The organism is Pseudoalteromonas sp. Ld19, assembly GCF_045064135.1.
Lineage (GTDB): Bacteria > Pseudomonadota > Gammaproteobacteria > Enterobacterales > Alteromonadaceae > Pseudoalteromonas > Pseudoalteromonas aliena.
Window position 1 is genome coordinate 103,702 of sequence record NZ_JBISHA010000017.1, and the last position, 18,806, is coordinate 122,507.

The window sequence follows — 18,806 nt, forward strand, 5'->3', positions numbered from 1 at the left end:
AGAGAAACTCATGGCAGTGACATTGACAGATGCGGCAGCAAACCGCGTACAATCATTTTTAGCAAACCGCGGTAAAGGTTTAGGCCTGCGCGTTGGCATTAAAACGACGGGCTGTTCAGGTCTTGCTTATGTACTTGAGTTTGTTGACGATTTAAACGAAGACGATGAAACTTTTGCGGCTAAAGGTGTCACATTAATTGTTGACGCTAAAAGCTTAGTTTACATCGACGGCACAGAGCTCGACTACACTAAAGAAGGCTTAAATGAAGGGTTTAAATTTAGAAACCCTAACCAAGCAGATGAGTGTGGTTGTGGCGAAAGCTTTACCGTTTAAGCTTTAAATATCTTTGTAGTATAAATAAGCCCTGCCAGTTAATGTAGGGCTTTGTTATTTTTGAAATTAATTTCTGAATATTATTGGTTGAAGTTATGCGTTACTTTGAATTATTTGCAGTCCCCGTTGATTACAATATTGATTTAGCAACAGTTAACAAGCACTACTTGGAATTACAGCGTACTGTACATCCTGATCGCCACGCGAATGCGAGCAGCCGCGATAAATTAATGGCCGTGCAAAGCGCCGCCGAAATTAACGATGCGTTGCAAATATTAAAGCACCCAGTAAAGCGTGCCGAGTACATGCTGAGCGAGCTAGGCGTTGATATTCGTGCAGAGCAGCAAACCTTACAAGATCCAATGTTTTTAATGCAGCAAATGGAACTTCGCGAAGAACTTGAAGAGCTAACATCAGCAAGCGATCCTGATACTGCGATTGCAAATTTTGAAAAACAAATTAAGCAACTAAACAATCAATACAGTGCACAACTTGCTGAACAACTAGCAAGTAACGATGAGCAGCACTATCAACTTGCCGCAGATAATATTCGTAAACTGAAGTTTGTTTATAAGTTACGTGACGAATTAGAGCGCATTGAAGACAGTTTATTTGACGATTAATTACTTGCTGCAAAGCGAGCAACACGAGTTTAAAGAGCATTATGGCATTATTGCAAATTGCTGAGCCGGGGCAGAGCGCGGCACCACACGAACATAAACTAGCGATTGGTATTGACCTTGGTACAACCAATTCATTGGTAGCAACAGTGCAAAGTGGCGAAGCCCGCACGTTAACTGATGATCTTGGCGCGGCTATGTTACCGTCGGTTGTGCGTTATCAAGCAGGTGGTATTACTGTTGGCGCAGAGGCAGCGCAAGCTGCAACGCAAGACCCTGCGAATACACTTATTTCGGTTAAGCGTTTTTTAGGTAAAACTCAGACTGAAATAGAGCAAAGTTATGGCCAATTACCGTATCAGTTCTGTGAACACAATGGTGCGCTAGCAATAGAAACTGCGGCAGGTAAAATCAGTCCAATTAAAGCATCAAGCCACATTTTAGCTGCATTAAAAGCACGTGCCGAACAAAGCTTTGGCAATCAAGAGATTTTAGGTGCTGTGATTACTGTACCAGCGTACTTTGATGACGCGCAGCGCCAAAGTACTAAAGATGCAGCAGAGCTTGCAGGCATTAACGTACTACGTTTATTAAATGAGCCAACAGCAGCAGCCGTTGCTTATGGCTTAGATTCAGGTCAAGAAGGTATTATTGCTGTTTACGATTTAGGCGGTGGTACGTTTGATATATCAGTACTTAGACTACATCAAGGTGTATTTGAAGTAATGGCAACGGGCGGCGACTCTAGCCTCGGTGGCGATGACTTTGACTCGCTCCTTGTTGATTACTTTAAACAGCAAACTGGTGTGTCAGCGTTATCATCTTCAGTTTTACGTTTATTCATCAATAAAGCAAAAGCGTGTAAAGAAGCACTTAGCCAATATGCAAAAGTGAATGTAGGTCTTGAGTTTGACGATCAAAAATACACTGTTGAAGTAACGCGCGAAACCTTTGATGAGCTGGCTATACCATTGGTTAAAAAAACGCTACGTTCGTGTCGACGTGCTGTAAAAGACGCTGGCATAGAAAACGAAGACGTACTGCAAGTTATTATGGTCGGCGGTTCAACCCGTATGCCACTAGTGCGTAGCCAAGTTCAAAGCTTTTTTGATAAAGAGCCGCTAACCTCTATCGACCCTGATCGCGTTGTCGCCTTAGGCGCTGCACTTCAAGCTGACGTATTAATTGGCAACAAGCCAGATTCTGACATGTTATTGCTTGATGTTTTACCATTGTCGTTAGGCCTTGAAACGATGGGTGGTTTGGTTGAAAAAATTATTCCACGTAATACCACGATTCCGGTAGCTCGCGCACAAGAATTTACAACGTTTAAAGACGGCCAAACAGCCATGTCATTGCATGTGTTGCAAGGCGAGCGTGAGCTTGTTGATGATTGTCGATCACTTGCTAAGTTTAGCTTAAAAGGTATTCCACCAATGGCGGCAGGCGCTGCGCATATTCGTGTTACCTTCAAAGTTGATGCCGATGGTCTATTAAGTGTTTCAGCAATGGAAAAATCAACAGGCGTGCAAGCTGAGATTCAGGTTAAACCGTCGTTTGGTTTATCTGATGACCAAGTAGCTAACATGCTAAAAGAGTCAATGAGCAACGCTAAAGGCGATATGCAAGCACGTATGCTTAAAGAGCAACAAGTAGAAGCACTGCGTGTTATTGAAGCGCTTAATGCATCACTTGCAAGCGATGGATCATTACTAGACGATACGCAACTAGCAAACTTACGCGCTGAAATTGCAGAACTAGTAAAAGTGCGCGAAAATGCACAAGAACCAAACGAAATTAAAGCCGCTATCGAAAAAGTTGATAATGCGAGTAGTGACTTTGCATCGCGCAGAATGGATGCATCAATTAAAAAGGCCCTTACAGGGCAGTCAGTAGACAACATTTAAGAGAGATTAGAATGCCACAAATTGTTTTTCTTCCACATCCTGAATTATGTCCTGACGGCGCGGCTATTGAAGCTCCTACAGGCCAAACGGTACTCGACGCTGCGCTTAAAAATGGTATTAGCATTGCGCATGCCTGTGAAAAGTCGTGTGCATGTACTACGTGTCATTTAGTGATTCGTGAAGGATTTGATTCACTTGACGAAAGTGATGAGCTAGAAGATGACATGCTAGATAAAGCATGGGGCTTAGAGCCTGAATCACGCCTTGGTTGCCAAGCAATTATAAGAGATGAAGACCTAGTGGTTGAAATACCTAAGTACAATCTCAATATCGTTAATGAAGAGCACTAGTTTTTAACGATGTATTTTTTAAAAGCCGCTGTTTGATACAGCGGCTTTTTTGTTTGTGAATTGTAAGCGCAACGAGTAAAACTCGTAGGTTATTCTGTAGACGCGCAGCTTGCTTGCGTGATGCGTTTTGGCTCGAGGTTATAAATCTAGAAGCCGCGCTCCCTACGTGAGCAAACTCAACATCTACAGCAAACTTTAAATTATATATTTGCTTTGTAGACGCGCAGCTTGTTGGCGTAATGTGTTTTAGCTTGAAGGTAAATATAGAAGCTGCGCTTTTCACGGAGCAAGCTCAACGTCTGCAGTAAATTTTAAATTATATATTTATTTTGTAGACGCACAGCTTGCTGGCGTGATGTGTTTTAGCTTGAAGGTAAATATAGAAGCTGCGCTTCTCACGGAGCAAGCTCAACGTCTACAGCAAACTTTAAGTTATACATTTATTTTGTAGACGCACAGCTTGCTGGCGTGATGTGTTTTGGCTTGAGGGTAAAAATATAGAAGCTGCGCTTCTCACGGAGCAAGCTCAGCGTCTACAGCAAACTTTAAATTATATATTTGCTTTGTAGACGCGCAGCTTGCTGGCGTAATGTGTTTTAGCTTGAAGGTAAATATAGAAGCGGCGCTTCTTACGTGAGCAAGCTCAACATCTACAGTAAACTTTAAATTATATATTTGCTTTGTAGACGCGCAGCTTGCTGGCGTGATGAACTTAAAACGTAATTTTGGAGGTTTATTTTGAGTAATCTTATTTTTTCAGACTCATTTATTAACGGTGACTTTTATAAAACGGACACGCATTTCAGCGTTAACGATCCCGCAACCGAAAAAAATATTGTTGATGTAAGCGATATTGACGAGCAGGGTGTAAGTTTAGCAATAAGTGCATCACAGGGGGCTTTTGTTAAGTTAAAAGCCACGAACGCGACCGAGCGAAGTGAAACCCTGATGCGCTGGTATGAGCTAGTTATAAAGCACAAACAAACACTTGCAGAGCTAATGACTAAAGAGCAAGGTAAACCACTCAAAGAATCCCTTGGTGAGATTGATTACGGTGCAGGTTTTATCAAATGGTTTGCCGAAGAGGCTAAACGTAGTTACGGCGATATAATTCCGCCAACAGACAACACTCATAGGTTAACTAGCTTTAAGCAACCAGTAGGTGTTGTCGCTGGCATAACGCCTTGGAATTTTCCTGTTGCTATGGTTACTCGTAAAATAGCTCCAGCTTACGCTGCGGGCTGTAGTTTTATACTTAAACCCTCTGAACACACGCCACTATGTGCTATTGCACTCGCTTATCTAGCCGATCAAGCTGGTTTTGTAAAAGGTGCATTTAACGTGCTTGTATCGCAAGATGCTAAAACAGTAGGAAAAATGCTGACTGACTCAGAAATTGTTCGCAAATTCACATTTACCGGCTCTACGGGAGTGGGTAAGCAGTTACTATCACAGTGCGCTTCTACCATTAAACGTACATCAATGGAACTTGGCGGTAACGCGCCTTTTATTATTTTTGATAGTGCTGAATTAAATGAAGCCGTTGAAGGGTTAATGGCGGCTAAATTTAGAAACAGCGGACAGGCCTGTGTTGCTGCAAACCGTATTTTTATACAGCGTAACATTCTCGACAAAGTACTTTCAAAAATCACCCCTAAAGTTGCCGTATTAAAAGTAGCAAATGGTTTTGAAGACGATGTTGATATTGGTCCACTCATTTACCCTAAAGCAAAAGAGAAAGTACAACAGTTAATACAAGATGCACTCGATAAAGGCGCTACCTTTATTGGCGATAATAGTGATTTAGGTGGCAGCTTTCAAAACCCATTAATACTAAATAATGTAACCACTGAGATGGATATTTACCACGAAGAGGTATTTGGCCCAGTATTAACGGTTATTCCTTTTGATGAAGAAAGCGAAGTGCTTGCGCTTGCTAACGATGTACCATTTGGTTTAGCAGCGTATTTTTACAGCCAGAATATTAAGCAAATTTACCGAATAAGTGAAGGGCTTGAATTTGGTATGATCGGTGTAAATGAAGGGGTTATATCAAACCCTGTTGCACCATTTGGTGGTGTAAAGCAATCAGGTTTAGGGCGCGAAGGAGGGCACCAAGGGCTTGATGAGTACTTAGAAGAAAAATACGTGTGTATTAAGATTTAGCCAACTTGGTTTATTACACTAATGTGGCAGATATATGATCTTTACGCTTTGCTGTTGCCTCACAAAGCCCTAAATGCTACCTTTGCAGCAGCATATTTTGTTAAATAAAAATTAATAAAAAAAGAATTTCTATAAGTAGAAATAACCCCGTGTGTAAATGCCACCGCAAGGTGGCATTTTTTTAAGGCTGCTTTTAAAATAGCGCTACACATATATTTACCTCTAGATTACATCTGCTTTTATAGCCTCTCGCTGTGATTAAATCGCAACAGGCTTTAGTCCCAAAAGATCAATAAGCCCTATCTAAATAATCTACAGCATCAAAAATAATATATATGAAAAATTGTATGTCATGATTTTTAGTTGAGCGCCCGTTTCAACGATTATTTATTGAACAAACAGTAGAAATAAAGCGACTATAAGCGTATAAAAACTGAATTTTAAAGTAGACTATTAGTATAAAAATGAAGATATATAATATAGGAAATACAGGATAGATATTAGAGAAGAAAAATTGGGGCGATTGACGGGGCTTGAACCCGCGACAACCGGAATCACAATCCGGGGCTCTACCAACTGAGCTACAACCGCCACAACACACCTTGTTTGGTGTGGCGCGCATGATACATAAAATAATAAATGTTGTGAAGCTTTTTTGTAAAAAAAACAAAATAAAATAAAATGACTGCTTAGGTCTCAAAATATTAGCTATAGTGTGTTGGTTTTTAATTCACCTAAAATAGAGGACGCAAGTTTCATTGGTAGTGAGAATTCATTATTTTATGAGAATAGGTTGTAAATTAATGTATGATAACGCTTAAAATTGCTTAATAAATAATATTTGGAGTAAATATGGATTCAGTACTTAATTGGCTTAACGAAAACTCAGGACTAGTATTGCATTATGGCATTCAAGCTGTTGTTGCGCTTGTTATCTTTTTGCTTGGTAGCCGTATCGCTAAGCTTTGTGCTCGTTTAACTGAAAAAGCGTTCGACAAAAAGAAAGTCGACAAAGCGGTTGGATCATTTGTTTCAAGTATTGTGTACACACTTGTATTTGCTGTCACTATTTTAATGGCACTTTCGCAAATTGGTATCGAAACCACATCGTTCATTGCTATTTTAGGTGCCGCTGGTTTAGCTGTTGGTTTGGCATTACAGGGCTCGCTCTCTAATTTTGCATCTGGGGTTCTTATTATTTTACTTCGTCCGTTTAAATCGGGTGATTATGTAGAAGCAGGCGGAAAAGCCGGAACAATCAAAAAAATCGAAATATTTTCAACTGAAATGCGTACCCCAGATAATAAAGTTATTATCATGCCAAATTCGCAAATAATGTCGGGCGCAATTACTAACTTCTCACGAGAGTCTACTCGTCGTATTGATTTAGTCATTGGTGTTGGTTACGACGCTGATTTACGCCAAGCAAAAGAAGTATTAAAATCAGTACTCGATGCAGAAGCGCGTCTACTAAAAGACCCTGCTTACACTGTGGCTGTATCTGAGTTAGGTGACTCAAGCGTAAACTTTATTGTTCGTCCTTGGGTTAACTCAGCTGACTATTGGCCTACATATTGGTCTTTAATGGAAAATATTAAAATTGCATTAGATGAAGCCGACATTACAATTCCATTTCCACAAATGGATGTTCATTTACACAAACAAGACTAATTTTAAAATACTTGGCTGTTTTTTGATCGCTTGAGTAACATAATAGCTCATAAACATAATCGTTTATGAGCTATTTAGCTTGCTCTAACAAGCCATGCTTTAATAAAATAGGCGCAAATTAATACAAAGGTTATTTTTAATGAAATTAAAGTTTTTATCAGCTGTAGTTGCTGTATCTGTAGTAACTAACGCATTCGCAGAAGACGCAGTATCTGAGCAAAAAACATGGGAAGTTACCAGTGAGCTAGGCGCAATTATCACTAGCGGTAACACCGAAACGACCACACTCAAAGGTGGTATTAAAATACAGCATAATTTAGAAAGCTGGAACAATGAGTACAAAATCGACGGTATCTACAAAGAAGATGAAGTTGAAAATGATAACGGCAGCAAGGAAAAACAGCGTACAAATGAAAAGTACTCTATTTCTGCTCAAGGTAATTACAAATTAAATGAAAAACACGCTCACCTATTCATTTATGGTTCACACGTATCAGACTACTTTGGCTCATACAGAAGTGAATCAGTAATTTCTGCAGGTTATGGCTTGCGTTTATTAAACGAAAAAACGATGTGGTTGAGCGCCGAGATAGGTCCTGGTTATAAATATTTTACATACCCTGACGACAGCACAGAAACAGATGATAGCGGCAAGCTACTTGCTGGCGAGTCTGACGGAGAAGTTATTGCGCTTGGTAAGTTAGATTACAACTGGAAAATTTCAGATAATGCACGTTTCACTCAGTTAGTGGCTATCGAATATGGTGATACAAACACCAAAACTCGCTCTGAAACTGCGTTACTTGCAAAAATCAACGGCTCATTACAAATGAAAGTTGCTTACAACATTACAAACAACTCAGACGTTGCCGATGACAAAGAAAGCACAGATACTGAAACATCATTAACACTTGTTTACAGTTTTTAACATCACTTTAGATTATATAATGGGTAAGCTTGCTTACCCATTTTTTTTATCTAAAAAATGGTGTAACATGCCGCGGCTCTCTTTATCTTTTTACTGGAAGGAAACTTTGTGAAGTTAATTAAATTTTTTTCGGCGATACTGTTTTTCAGTACCTTACTATCGTTTTCTGTATTAAGTGCAGAGCAGGGGGTTCAGCCCACAGAACAGCAGCTAGAGCAATTTAAAAAATTGCCAGAGGCTCAGCAGAAATCTTTGGCAAAAAAATATGGTATTGATCTAAGTTCATTAGAACAGTCAAAAGATAAAGACTCGGAGGATAAATTATTAATACCTTCTGTTTTACCTCGAAATGATAAAAATAAAATCAACGATGAAGAGTTTCAAACAGATGAGGAAAAGTTTAAGCCTAAATCAGACGACCCCAAACCGTTTGGTTATGAGCTTTTTTCGGGTGAGCCAACTACATTTACACCATCTGAGAATGCATTGGTACCTGATAATTATATCGTTGGTCCCGGTGATACATTCACTATAAATTTATACGGTAAAGATTCTTCAACTGAAGAAGTAGAAGTTGATAGGGAAGGGCGACTAGCTATAGATAAATTACAACCTGTTACAGTTTCAGGTATGGAATATAGTGATGTAGTTAAACTGGTAAAGATAAAAGTTGAGAAAGAAATGATCGGTGTAGAACCGTTCGTTTCTATGGGTAAAACTAGAAGCATTAGAGTTATGGTGCTAGGTGAAGCTTATTTATCAGGTGCCTACACAATTCCTGCATTATCTTCAATTTCACATGCGTTATTTGTAAGCGGCGGTATTTCAGAAATTGGTTCATTACGTAATATCCAATTAAAGCGTGCAGGTAAAACTATTCAGACGCTTGATTTATACGACTTGCTCATCAAAGGCGATAGCTCTAATGACGTTATTTTAAAACCAGGTGACGTTGTTTTCATACCAACGGTAGGGAAGCAAGTGACGGTTGATGGTGAAGTTCGTAGACCTGCCATTTTTGAGTTGAAAAACAATGAGTCAATACAAGACTTAATTACGATGGCGGGTGGCTTTAATGGTGCAGCTTACCCACAAAAAACTGTAGTGGAACGCTACACTGGAAATAGTTTTAAAACAATTTTACAAATAGATTTGACGAGTCCTGATTCAAATTATGCAGCTAAAAATGGCGATAAAATCAAAGTTCCTTCTTCTAGCGAAGAGCTAAATGAAGCTGTTACTTTACTTGGAGCTGTGACCTACCCTGGTAATTATTCATGGAAGCAAGGTGATAAAGTAAGCCGTTTATTCTCTTCAATAAAAAGTGATCTATTACCTGTTGCTGACTACGAGTATGCTCTTATTATAAGAGAAACAAATACCAAAGGAGACATAGAGGTCCATCAATTCTCTCCCATAAAAGCAATTGCTCACGACGATAATGAAGATCTAAAACTTCAAGCTCGTGACAAAATAATTGTTTTCAGCCGCTTTCAGTCGAAAGAAGAAGAAGAAACGGCATTAGATTCACTTGCTTTGACTCAAGAACAAATTAAGCTCAGAGAACGAATGACTTTATGGAATGAGTATGAAGAAAAGCAATTTTATGAATTTATAGATTTAGGTGATTCATTAGATAAGGAGCTAGCAGAACAAGTTGCTAAAGAATTAGAAGAAGAAGAAAAGAAAAAAGTAACCGCAATTACTGAGATTTTAAATCAAAAAATTGAACTAAAAGATGATGAGTACTCATACTTTAGCCGAGAACGCTTACTAAAACCTGTCTTAGCGAAATTAAACCAGCAATCTGGCTACAAAAGTAAAGTACAAATTTACGCTATAAGAGGCGAAGTTTATCACGAAGGTATTTATCCTCGTCCTGTTAACGCAAATGTTGAGAAAGCGATAGCGTCAGCAGGTGGTCTAAAAGAATCTGCTTTTCTTGATAGTGCCGAAATAACACGTTTTTCATCAACAAGCTCTGCAATGCTTGAACATGTGAATGTTAATTTAGAAGAAGCAGTTACTAATCCTCAGAGTCAGAAATTTGTCGTTAAAAGTAAAGATTCAATCAATGTATATCCAATACCAAACTGGCAAAAAGGATTAAAAGTAAGCTTATATGGCGAAGTTAAGTTTCCTGGTGATTACGATATACGTAAAGGTGAAAGCCTTCGAGCAGTAATTAAAAGAGCCGGTGGGTTTACTGAGTTTTCTTATCCGGAAGGTGCTGTGTTTACACGTGAAACTCTTCGCTTTCAACAGCAGCAGCAGCTAAATAAGTTATCAGAAGACTTACGCCGTGATGTTACTTCAAAGAGTTTTAACAGCTCGATTACTGATTCATCATTGAGTTATGATGATATGAACAGTTTAATCAATGATTTAGCTAAAGTTAAAGCTGTAGGGCGCTTGGTAATTAATTTACCAGCTATTGTAAATGGTAAGCTAGACATTCCGTTAGAAGATAGTGATACGCTTTATATTCCAAGTAAACAAAATAGTATTAATGTTGTTGGCGAAGTTAACTTTTCAAGCTCACATTTATTTGACTCCTCGTTATCGGTTGATGATTATATTGATAGAAGCGGTGGCTTTAAACAGCGGGCAGATGAGGATCGAGTTTACATTATTAAAGCAAGTGGCCTAGTTAAAATTCCGAGTAATAATTCTTGGTTTGCTGTTAATCGCTCTGAATTATTAGAGCCTGGCGACACGGTAGTTGTTCCGCTTGATACAGAACATGTTGATAATTTGACTCTATGGAGTACAGCGACGCAGATACTTTACCAAATGGGTGTAGCGGTTGCGGCTGTAGGTTCATTATAATTTAAGGTAGCATGAAATGAAAAAGCAAAATGGTTTTACAATGATGGAATTACTAATAGTTATTGTAATTTTAGGTTTATTGGCATCTTTAGTTGCTCCTAAGTTTTTTGGTAAGCTAAGTACAGCTGAAAGAGGAATTGCTGCGACTCAAATGGCTGCCTTTGAAACTGCGATAGATACATATAGGCTGGATTTAGGTAGATATCCATCTAAGTTAAGTGATTTACGAAGCGGCGATGAATCACGTTGGGATGGTCCTTACTTACCTAAAGATGTTCCTTTAGATCCATGGGGAAATCCATATATCTATAGCCTTAATAATGATAAGAGTCAGCCTTATACTTTATTGTCCTACGGGGCTGATGGTAAAGAAGGTGGCGAAGATAACAATCAGGATATAGTTCATCAATGATGAGTATTGAAGAATTACTTGTTGAAAAATTTAATATTAATCCACAAGACATTTCAAAAGCTTTAAATTATCAGCAAAAATTTGGTGGGAGAATTGAGCAAATATTAGTGAATATGGGAAGTCTTCCTGATGATCAAGTTCAGCATTTGCTTTCATTATATTTAGAACTGCCAATATTTGATTTGTTTGACTGGCAAGATAAAGATCTTCCGATTCTCGATAGTAAGGATCAGGATTTTTTATTAAAAAACAATTGGATTCTTTTAGATGAAGAAAAAAGTTATTTTGCATGTCTTTATCCTTTAAATTTAGCAGTTAATAACTGGGTTGCAGAACGAAACATTTCTGCAACGTTATTTATTGCTACTGAGACGGATATTAATAACTTAGCTTCAAAACTAAATGATAAAAATATAATTGATACTGATGACCTTGTCTCATCAGATGAAGAAGAAAAACTCCGAGAACTTGCTTCTGAAGCCCCTACAGTTAATTTACTAAATTCTTTAATTGGTAAGGCTTTAAGGCAAGGTGCGTCAGATATGCACTTAGAGCCATTTGAAGGAACTTACAGGGTTAGGTATCGAGTCGATGGTGTACTGCATGAAGTTGAGCGGTTAGCTCCTAAAATGCAATTGCCAATTGTAACTAGGCTTAAAATACTCTCAGGCATGGATATTGCCGAAAAACGCCGTCCGCAAGATGGCAAAATAGAGTTAAAAATTTCAAATCAAGAAGTTGACATTCGAGTATCTGCCTTGCCTCTTAATGATGGTGAATCCGTTGTTATGCGCTTTCTTCGTAAAGATAATGTACGTTATGACATGTCAGTTCTTGGATTATCTGATGATATAGCTGCATGTATTAAGGAAGATATTAAAACAACGTCAGGAGTTGTGCTTTTAACTGGACCTACTGGTTCAGGTAAAACAACAACGTTATACACGTTTCTTAATGCATTAAATAACGACGACGTAAAAATTATTACCCTTGAAGATCCCGTGGAGTATCAACTAGCAGGAATTAATCAAGTACAAGTTAACAGTGATATTGGTTTTGACTTTTCAACGGGCTTAAGATCTATTGTTCGTCAAGATCCCGATATTATAATGCTCGGTGAAATACGTGATAAAGAAACAGCACAAATAGCACTGCAGTCAGCTTTAACTGGTCATTTAGTATTTAGTACAGTTCATACAAATGACGCGGCAAGTGCATATACACGGCTACTTGATTTAGGCGTCGAAGAGTTTTTACTAAATGCAGCGCTTGTATCAATTGTTGCTCAGCGATTAGCGCGCAAAATATGTAGCCATTGCTCAGAACCTGATGAAGATGCAGCAATATTGATCGAAAAATATAAGCTTGATGATTTTATAAAGCGTTTTGATTTAGAAGGTATTAGTTTACAAAAAGGAAAAGGTTGTCAACATTGCTCTAATACAGGTTACAAGGGTCGAATGGCGGTAACTGAATATTTAGCATGTGATGATACTATCAAATCATTACCTAAAAATGCTGATTTTATCAATAAAGCCAAAGAGCATAACTATTCGCAAAAACGTAGGACTCTTTTAGAAGATGGACTTTATAAAGCGGTTCTCGGGCATACTACAATAGCTGAAGTATTAAGAGTTGCAGGTTAATAATGCTATACGAATATAAAGCATATGATAGTTCCGGCGCTAAAAGCGAAGGGCAAATAGAAGCTGAGAGTAAGCAATTAGCCATAGTTGCAATTCAGGCCCTAGGTCTATTCCCATCAGATATAAAAGAAGTAAGCTCAGATGGCGTTACTTTTTTTAAAGGAAATAGCATAACGTTAGCTGATTTAGAGTTTTTAACAGCAGAGCTGAGCTTGTTGTTAGAGTCAGGTGTCAGAATAGATAAAGGGATAGATATAATAAGGCGCACTAAAGCAAAGCCTATATTAGCCAAGTTGTTAGGTGATTTAAATAAAAAAATAAAAAAGGGTAATAATTTATCGACAGCCTGTCGAGACTATCCTGACGTTTTTGACGAGTTGTATTGTAACCTTATAGAGCTAGGTGAAGCATCAGGTACTTTAAGTGAAGTATTTGCAGATTTAGCTAAAGATCTTAAATTTAAACGTGACTTACGCAGTAAAATCATTGGTTCACTCACTTATCCTTGTGTTATTTTCGCAGTGTGTATTTTGAGCATTATCTTCATTTTTAATTTCATAATTCCTAAAATGTCTAGTATGTTTGTTGGGGCTGATAATCTTCCTTGGTACACATCGTTTATGTTAAGCACAAGTGAGTGGATGATACAGTATCAAACATTTTTATTGGTTGGCTTTATCGCATTTATATTTGCTTGTAGTTACGGTCTAAAGCAACCCAAAATACTCAAATGGTGGCAAGGTATATCACTAAAGCTGCCTATAGTAGCTAAAGCAATAATCACAATTGAAAGGATACGTTTTAACAGTGGTTTAACTATGATGCTTAAGTCGGGAATACCTATAGATAAAGCATTAGGACTTTCTGCTGGTAATATTCGCAATTCTCATTTACGTAGAGAGATTGAAATAGCTAAGCAGAAAGTAAAGCGCGGTAGTTCTTTGTCGCCAGCACTTCAGCAAACATCATTGTACCCTGCATTTTATGTATCTCTATTGGAAGTCGGTGAAGAATCAGGAAACTTAGAAAGAGTGTTTGACGAGATAGCGAACCGTTCCAGAATAGACTTTGAAAGCTGGACTCACAAAATGACGACGTTATTAGAGCCCCTAATGATCTTAATTATGGGAGGAATTGTGGGCGGTGTTGTTGTTGTAATGCTTTTAAGCATGGTATCTATGAATGATGTTGGTTTGTAATGTTCAAGTTTAAAGGCTTTACACTAATAGAATTAATGGTTGTAATGACAATTGTTGCCTTATTAATTGGTTTGGTAGGGCCAATGACAATTCAGCAGCTAGATAAGGCGCAAGCTAAAGCTGAGTTGTTGAATCTAAAGCGAGAATTAGTTGCGGTGAGTCAGCGCGCTTTTTTTTCTGGACAGCAATTAACGGCAAAATTATCAGGTAAAGAGTTTAAAGTTTATAAAACTGCTTTAGATTCAGCCCCTGTTATATACAGTAAAACCTTTAAATATATTTTTTTTCAACCACAAGAAGTTAACTTTCAAAAATCAGGGCTCATAAACGTATCTCTGATAAGAGTCAAATACAGAGATACCCCATTAAATATAGAATTAGACACGTTAATTAATAAACCTTATATATTCAATGAACTTATAGTTGAACCCTAATGTCTTACCCTAATCTGAAAAAACAAGCTGGCTTTACCTTAATTGAAGTATTAGTCGCAAGTGTTATTTTGTTCTCTTCGATTGCGATCGTTGGTGTTATTTATAAAGGAGTCATAATTGCTACTGTAAAATCTGAAAAGCAAGTTCATATAGCATCAGTTGTCCCAGAAAGTATAAAAAAAATACAAAAAGAACTGAGAAGTCAAAAAAATCAACAAGCGACAGAAAGCCAAGGCAGTCTAAGTCTATTAGATGTTAATGCTAAGTGGCATGCGGCACTCGTTAAGTCTAAGTTGCCTCCAGAAGCATATGACCCAGACTCAGGAAAAATGACTCAAATAGATAAAAAATATTACTTTTGGAAAGTTAACGTGCAGTTTGAGTTTAAAAATACAGTTCAAGAGTATAATTTTAATGAGTTCACTTGGGATGAGTAGAAATAAGCATGCTGGTTTCACTTTAATAGAGTTGTTAATTACGATGTCAATCCTAAGTGCGTTAATGTTTACTGGAACATTCAGCTATCAATTACTTGCAAGTAAATGGCAAAAAGAAGTGGGTACTTTTAACCAGACTCTAGAGCACGCGAAAGGGATTAGCTTGTTATCTCAAATTCTAAATGGGATATACCCGTATGTGGTAATGGACAATAAATTGCAAATAAAGAAACCAGGTTTTCTTTTTATAGGTACTAATTCGCGGTTACTCTCAGTTACACAACAAGGCTTATTTTCAGAGCACTACCCTGAGATATTTAGATTAACCCTTCAGCCAAATAAAGATAAATTTAACCTTGTATATCAGTCGGTAAGTACCAAAAGTGTCACCGTACTTACAGCAGATCAAAAAATAGAGTTTAAACATAGTTATTTATTACTTGAAAACATAGATTCGTTCAATCTTTCTTATGTTGGCTGGACAAATGTCAATACAATGTCAGACGAAAAAGAAAACAACCAAGCACCAAAGTTAAGTAGTAATTTTTCTGGTTTAGATAGGCAGATATTACCAGTAAATTTAACCGCAACGTTAAGTATTAACTCTAAAGTAATGTCAATTGAAGCAAACACTGAAAGAAGTGCGCTCCAACATATGACTTTATATTTAGGGTCGCCCCAATGAATAAAGTTAGAGGTGTTGCGTTAATTCAGGTATTACTTATAACTGCGCTACTTACAGTATTCGCACTTTTTTTGAACCAAGGAGCGCAAAGGCATGTTCACATCGCTTCACTAGCTAAACAAAGAGCTGAGGCTGAAGTGTTGATGCATTCAGCTCAAAGTAATTTATTTTATTTGTTACTAACAGAATCCCAGAGATATCCGACTCAGAATGAGATGCTGGAAAATGAAAGCAAGAGTGTAAAAGAAATTAAAAATCGCTGGAATTATCACAACCAGTTATTTGATGTTTCTGACTATGTATCAGCTAAAATTCAAGATCAGTCCGGCTTAATTAACGTAAACTTTATGTACTCATCTCAAGTGGAGGATCTTTTAACTTCCAATGGCGTACCTCCAAAGCGAGCTAAGCAAATTATTGATACCTTGTTAGATTGGCTTGATGCTGATAATATCGCCAGGGATTTAGGTCGAGACAGTTTTTTAGCGAATGATATACGAAACGGAAAAATAGCAGACATTACTGAAATAGAAAAAGTAATTCCCTTATCTGAAGATGAGAAAAAGCTTCTTTACACTAATTTAAATGTATTTTCTCGCGGTGATTTAAACATAATGTCAGCCAGCAAAGAGTTGATAGCATCTATGAGCTCTTTTGAAAAAGCACAATATGTTACTAAATTAAGAGATGAAGGTAAGCTTACTGTCAATGTATTTAAAGAGTTTACTGATATTACTGACCAAGATGGACTTAGGTTTTTTCCTTCACGTAGGCTTGCTATCAAAATATATGTTAATTACTACGATGTATCCTTAAGCAAAGAGTTTATTGTAAAGTTTTCACCTTACGCAAAATACCCAATCCTACCTTATGATTTATTATTAGAGCGCAATTAATAATTATGTTTTTTAAAGTTAACCTATTAAAGCAACAATTACGTCGTTTTCTACATTCATTATGGCGCTATGTTGGTTATTATGATGGGCGTTATTACCGTTTTGTTCATATTGAAAACAAGCTCACAATAGAGCCTATTGTTAATGGTAAAATCCCCAAAATACTAGTGATTGCGAGCAATGTTTATTCAGAGCAAAACTCTGCATTACCCGTTGTCGACAGCAAAGAGCTACGTAAATTATTAAAGTTGCAATCCCAGCCTAATCAGGCCGCGTTAGTTTGCGATGTTCAAACAGATAAAAGCGTTATTAATAAATGGCAATTTCCAGAGTTGGAGAGCAATCCTCTATTTATTTTTCCAGAGTCAATTCTACTAACAAAACAATGCATCAATACAGAAGTGTTAATCACTAAAAGTGATGCTGTTGACTCAATTTATGCAAAAGTTGGTTCGGTTACTTACAGTGGGCAGTTAAAAGGAGTTATTAATACAGAAAAACGTTTTGCAATGTCAATTGGTATGCAAATAGATAAAGTAACCACACTGAACAAAGATGAAAAACTAGCAAAAATAGAAAATGGGCTAAAGTATCTCACAGCGAAAGAAATTGCGGCATTTACATTTATGGACACCAACTGTAATTGGGGCCAATTACTTATTAAATTCTCAATGCCAGGAATAGCTGTTATTAGCGCATACTTACTAATAACGTCTTTACTTTTAACGAGTAAAACATATTATTTGGATTACCAAAACGAAAGTATTAAAGAACAAGCCAGTGACATACTTTTTTCTCAAACAAAAACAGAAAAAAAAGAGCAGCAATATTTAACGTACTTAAATATATTGCAAGAACAAACTGATTACAGTGGTTTACTGGTATCACTTGTGCCTGTATTTGAGCAAGTAAGGTTAACAAGTGTGATCTCTGAAAATGGCCGTTTTATAGTCCGCGGCGAGATAGAAAAAGCGTCGGCGATATTAGAGCAATTAGCCAATCAGCCAAATATACAAGATGCAAAGTTTGACTTCCCTGTGTTGCAAAGTAGAGCAAGAGAACGTTTTGCAATTAGTTTTGTATTAGAAGATAAATTAACTATTCCCAAAGTAGAAAAAAATACAAAGAGTGAGGAGCAAAAACAAAATGGCTGATTTAAAAAAGCATGCTTTGGCTTTGTACTTTGTAGGTGTACTCATTTTACTGAAATTTATATTTATTCCAATTATTGATTGGCAAGATACTGTTATTTCCGAGCAGCAACTCGAGCAAAGAAAACTAAATAAAACGTTAGCTTTGTTAAAAAATGAAAGTGCGATTACGATACAATTGAATAACCTCGATATGCTTTTAAAAGAGATTTCTCCACTTTTTTATCAGTGGCAAAGTGAGGCTGAATTTAAGCGTGAAGAACAGCAAAAAATAGAAGCTCAACTTATAAAATACGATTTAAAAAGTAAGCGTATCGGTTGGAAAGAGAGTTTTCCTGGCGAAGGTGCACCAGTTCTAAAGTACACTATTGAATACTCTTTTGAGGGCAAAGGTTATCAAGTTTTAAACTATTTAATTGATTTGAAAGCAGATAAACATCTAGTTGATACACCGCAAATCAACTTTTCATTTCGAGGTCAAAAGGCGGGTTCTTTAGGCATTGTGTCAATATTTATGCGCCGCAATTACTATATGCGATTAAAGGATGATACCGATGCCGAGTAAGCAACAATTTATTATGCAAATTAAGCACCCTGTCGCCATTATTGGATTTGTTGTCGCGTTGGTGTGGATAGTGCAAGATGTTAGCGAAAGGGTTTTTAAAGCCGTACCTGTCACAAAGTCTCAAAAAATAGCGGACATGCAGGGCATTAAAACACAAAACCTTAACTTAAGAGACGATCAAATAGCAGACATACTTTCTCTGTTTGAAGTATATAAACCGTCTTTAGAAGTAGAGAAAGAAGAAAAGCCCATCGGGCTCACTAAAGAAGAGCAATTAAAGCAATCGGGTGTGTTAACAGAAGTATTTATAGATAACAAAAAGTTAGTACTTAAAGCGATTATACAACCAAATGAAACACAAAATAGGGTTGCATTAATAAACGTTTTAAATACCGACAGTAGTGAGACAACGTTAGAACGCTTTGACGACAAAACACAAGTATTTGGTTTTGAGCTTCAAGTTTTAAATAATACACAAGTTAAACTTACGGCCAATAGAGAACTGCAAAAGCAGGAAATTATTTTATCTATGTTTAAAAACATTGAGCCATCAATTGAGAGTCAATAAAGGTCTAT

General features: G+C 37.3%; 18 protein-coding genes and 1 tRNA gene. 18 read left to right on the forward strand and 1 reads right to left on the reverse strand.

The window, feature by feature from the left end; all coding sequences use genetic code 11:
• The first annotated feature begins 10 nt into the window (after positions 1-10).
• The 5 genes from iscA to ACJJVZ_RS05505 all read left to right on the forward strand — a co-directional run bounded on the left by iscA (position 11) and on the right by ACJJVZ_RS05505 (position 5,377).
• Positions 11-334: an iron-sulfur cluster assembly protein IscA gene (gene iscA, locus ACJJVZ_RS05485; protein ID WP_007377674.1), complete on the forward strand. Its 324-nt coding sequence runs from the start codon at positions 11-13 to the stop codon at positions 332-334.
• A gap of 95 nt (positions 335-429) precedes the next feature.
• Positions 430-957 carry a co-chaperone HscB gene (hscB, locus tag ACJJVZ_RS05490; RefSeq protein WP_405598773.1) on the forward strand — a complete coding sequence of 176 codons (528 nt, stop codon included), beginning with the start codon at positions 430-432 and terminating at the stop codon, positions 955-957.
• A gap of 41 nt (positions 958-998) precedes the next feature.
• Positions 999-2,861, forward strand: a complete 1,863-nt coding sequence (gene hscA, locus ACJJVZ_RS05495; protein WP_405598775.1) for a Fe-S protein assembly chaperone HscA — start codon at positions 999-1,001, stop codon at positions 2,859-2,861.
• Positions 2,862-2,872: 11 nt separating this feature from the next.
• Positions 2,873-3,211, forward strand: a complete 339-nt coding sequence (fdx, locus tag ACJJVZ_RS05500; protein ID WP_007377671.1) for an ISC system 2Fe-2S type ferredoxin — start codon at positions 2,873-2,875, stop codon at positions 3,209-3,211.
• A gap of 738 nt (positions 3,212-3,949) precedes the next feature.
• Positions 3,950-5,377: an NAD-dependent succinate-semialdehyde dehydrogenase gene (locus ACJJVZ_RS05505; RefSeq protein ID WP_405598778.1), complete on the forward strand. Its 1,428-nt coding sequence runs from the start codon at positions 3,950-3,952 to the stop codon at positions 5,375-5,377.
• Between the two features lie 515 nt (positions 5,378-5,892).
• Here ACJJVZ_RS05505 and ACJJVZ_RS05510 read toward each other — a convergent pair.
• Positions 5,893-5,968: transfer RNA gene (locus ACJJVZ_RS05510), tRNA-His, on the reverse strand.
• A 261-nt stretch (positions 5,969-6,229) separates the two neighbouring features.
• Between ACJJVZ_RS05510 and ACJJVZ_RS05515 the strand changes: the two genes are divergently transcribed.
• From ACJJVZ_RS05515 to ACJJVZ_RS05575, 13 genes are all read left to right on the forward strand, one after another.
• On the forward strand, positions 6,230-7,048 hold the full coding sequence (locus ACJJVZ_RS05515; protein ID WP_182702352.1) for a mechanosensitive ion channel family protein: 819 nt from the start codon (positions 6,230-6,232) through the stop codon (positions 7,046-7,048).
• A 139-nt stretch (positions 7,049-7,187) separates the two neighbouring features.
• Positions 7,188-7,976, forward strand: coding sequence for a YdiY family protein (locus ACJJVZ_RS05520; protein ID WP_405598780.1), 789 nt, complete (start codon positions 7,188-7,190; stop codon positions 7,974-7,976).
• Between the two features lie 117 nt (positions 7,977-8,093).
• The gene (locus ACJJVZ_RS05525) at positions 8,094-10,805 is read left to right on the forward strand and encodes an SLBB domain-containing protein (RefSeq protein WP_405599096.1); all 2,712 of its coding nucleotides are present in this window, start codon (positions 8,094-8,096) and stop codon (positions 10,803-10,805) included.
• Between the two features lie 16 nt (positions 10,806-10,821).
• Positions 10,822-11,217 carry a type II secretion system major pseudopilin GspG gene (gene gspG / locus ACJJVZ_RS05530; RefSeq protein ID WP_405598782.1) on the forward strand — a complete coding sequence of 132 codons (396 nt, stop codon included), beginning with the start codon at positions 10,822-10,824 and terminating at the stop codon, positions 11,215-11,217.
• Entirely contained in the window at positions 11,217-12,863 is a 1,647-nt protein-coding gene (locus tag ACJJVZ_RS05535) for a GspE/PulE family protein (protein WP_405599098.1), read from the forward strand. The genes gspG and ACJJVZ_RS05535 overlap by 1 nt, the downstream gene beginning before the upstream one ends.
• A 2-nt stretch (positions 12,864-12,865) precedes the next feature.
• On the forward strand, positions 12,866-14,062 hold the full coding sequence (locus tag ACJJVZ_RS05540) for a type II secretion system F family protein (protein ID WP_405598784.1): 1,197 nt from the start codon (positions 12,866-12,868) through the stop codon (positions 14,060-14,062).
• Positions 14,062-14,496 (forward strand): type II secretion system protein, encoded by a 435-nt coding sequence (locus ACJJVZ_RS05545; protein ID WP_405598786.1) that lies wholly within the window; start codon positions 14,062-14,064, stop codon positions 14,494-14,496. The genes ACJJVZ_RS05540 and ACJJVZ_RS05545 overlap by 1 nt, the downstream gene beginning before the upstream one ends.
• Positions 14,496-14,933 (forward strand): prepilin-type N-terminal cleavage/methylation domain-containing protein, encoded by a 438-nt coding sequence (locus ACJJVZ_RS05550; RefSeq protein WP_405598788.1) that lies wholly within the window; start codon positions 14,496-14,498, stop codon positions 14,931-14,933. Before ACJJVZ_RS05545 ends, ACJJVZ_RS05550 begins: the two co-directional genes overlap by 1 nt.
• Positions 14,926-15,618, forward strand: a complete 693-nt coding sequence (locus tag ACJJVZ_RS05555; RefSeq protein ID WP_405598791.1) for a Tfp pilus assembly protein FimT/FimU — start codon at positions 14,926-14,928, stop codon at positions 15,616-15,618. The genes ACJJVZ_RS05550 and ACJJVZ_RS05555 overlap by 8 nt, the downstream gene beginning before the upstream one ends.
• On the forward strand, positions 15,615-16,514 hold the full coding sequence (locus ACJJVZ_RS05560) for a general secretion pathway protein GspK (RefSeq protein WP_405598793.1): 900 nt from the start codon (positions 15,615-15,617) through the stop codon (positions 16,512-16,514). The genes ACJJVZ_RS05555 and ACJJVZ_RS05560 overlap by 4 nt, the downstream gene beginning before the upstream one ends.
• A 5-nt stretch (positions 16,515-16,519) precedes the next feature.
• Complete coding sequence (locus ACJJVZ_RS05565) at positions 16,520-17,668, forward strand: hypothetical protein (RefSeq protein ID WP_405598795.1); 1,149 nt, start codon at positions 16,520-16,522, stop codon at positions 17,666-17,668.
• Positions 17,661-18,230, forward strand: coding sequence for a hypothetical protein (locus ACJJVZ_RS05570; RefSeq protein WP_405598796.1), 570 nt, complete (start codon positions 17,661-17,663; stop codon positions 18,228-18,230). Before ACJJVZ_RS05565 ends, ACJJVZ_RS05570 begins: the two co-directional genes overlap by 8 nt.
• On the forward strand, positions 18,220-18,798 hold the full coding sequence (locus ACJJVZ_RS05575) for a hypothetical protein (RefSeq protein WP_405598798.1): 579 nt from the start codon (positions 18,220-18,222) through the stop codon (positions 18,796-18,798). Before ACJJVZ_RS05570 ends, ACJJVZ_RS05575 begins: the two co-directional genes overlap by 11 nt.
• The last annotated feature ends 8 nt before the right edge of the window (positions 18,799-18,806 follow it).

Excerpts from the sequence above, each read along its gene's own strand:
- iscA (WP_007377674.1), top strand. The coding sequence starts at position 11 with ATGGCAGTGACATTGACAGATGCGGCAGCAAACCGCGTACAATCATTT.
- hscB (WP_405598773.1), top strand. The coding sequence starts at position 430 with ATGCGTTACTTTGAATTATTTGCAGTCCCCGTTGATTACAATATTGAT.
- hscA (WP_405598775.1), top strand. The coding sequence starts at position 999 with ATGGCATTATTGCAAATTGCTGAGCCGGGGCAGAGCGCGGCACCACAC.
- fdx (WP_007377671.1), top strand. The coding sequence starts at position 2,873 with ATGCCACAAATTGTTTTTCTTCCACATCCTGAATTATGTCCTGACGGC.
- ACJJVZ_RS05515 (WP_182702352.1), top strand. The coding sequence starts at position 6,230 with ATGGATTCAGTACTTAATTGGCTTAACGAAAACTCAGGACTAGTATTG.
- ACJJVZ_RS05520 (WP_405598780.1), top strand. The coding sequence starts at position 7,188 with ATGAAATTAAAGTTTTTATCAGCTGTAGTTGCTGTATCTGTAGTAACT.
- gspG (WP_405598782.1), top strand. The coding sequence starts at position 10,822 with ATGAAAAAGCAAAATGGTTTTACAATGATGGAATTACTAATAGTTATT.
- ACJJVZ_RS05535 (WP_405599098.1), top strand. The coding sequence starts at position 11,217 with ATGAGTATTGAAGAATTACTTGTTGAAAAATTTAATATTAATCCACAA.
- ACJJVZ_RS05540 (WP_405598784.1), top strand. The coding sequence starts at position 12,866 with ATGCTATACGAATATAAAGCATATGATAGTTCCGGCGCTAAAAGCGAA.
- ACJJVZ_RS05545 (WP_405598786.1), top strand. The coding sequence starts at position 14,062 with ATGTTCAAGTTTAAAGGCTTTACACTAATAGAATTAATGGTTGTAATG.
- ACJJVZ_RS05550 (WP_405598788.1), top strand. The coding sequence starts at position 14,496 with ATGTCTTACCCTAATCTGAAAAAACAAGCTGGCTTTACCTTAATTGAA.
- ACJJVZ_RS05555 (WP_405598791.1), top strand. The coding sequence starts at position 14,926 with ATGAGTAGAAATAAGCATGCTGGTTTCACTTTAATAGAGTTGTTAATT.
- ACJJVZ_RS05560 (WP_405598793.1), top strand. The coding sequence starts at position 15,615 with ATGAATAAAGTTAGAGGTGTTGCGTTAATTCAGGTATTACTTATAACT.
- ACJJVZ_RS05565 (WP_405598795.1), top strand. The coding sequence starts at position 16,520 with ATGTTTTTTAAAGTTAACCTATTAAAGCAACAATTACGTCGTTTTCTA.
- ACJJVZ_RS05570 (WP_405598796.1), top strand. The coding sequence starts at position 17,661 with ATGGCTGATTTAAAAAAGCATGCTTTGGCTTTGTACTTTGTAGGTGTA.
- ACJJVZ_RS05575 (WP_405598798.1), top strand. The coding sequence starts at position 18,220 with ATGCCGAGTAAGCAACAATTTATTATGCAAATTAAGCACCCTGTCGCC.